Raw genomic sequence first — 294 nt, 5'->3', positions numbered from 1 at the left:
CTTCGGTGAGACTGCCTCTGAGGGAGGCTTTGACAACAATGCAGTGGCAACAGCAAACATTCTGGACTCATCATCTCAGGACGTTGGTGGAAAACCATACTATTACTTGTCGGTGTTGACAAGAACGGCTGATGGAGACGAAGGTGGAAAGCACCAGCTGATCACAGCCACTGTGAACGGAGGGAAACTTTACATCTGCAAAGCACAAGCTGGAGACAAGAGGTGGTTCAAGGGAGCCAGGAAATTTGTTGAGAACGCAGCCACTTCTTTCAGTGTTGCTTGAGTGAAAGCAAC

1 protein-coding gene is annotated in these 294 nt (G+C 49.0%); it reads left to right on the top strand.

Translation table 11 applies throughout. The features are described 5' to 3' along the window. A partial coding sequence (locus GQA99_RS21135; RefSeq protein WP_160057042.1) for a PsbP-related protein occupies window positions 1-283 on the top strand: 283 nt, incomplete at its 5' end. Between the last annotated feature and the right edge of the window lie 11 nt (window positions 284-294).

Origin of the sequence: Shewanella litoralis (assembly GCF_009828585.1) — a bacterium.
GTDB lineage: Bacteria > Pseudomonadota > Gammaproteobacteria > Enterobacterales > Shewanellaceae > Shewanella > Shewanella litoralis.
The sequence above is the reverse complement of the archived record's forward strand: the minus strand, read 5'-3'. Positions and strand labels throughout refer to the sequence as shown.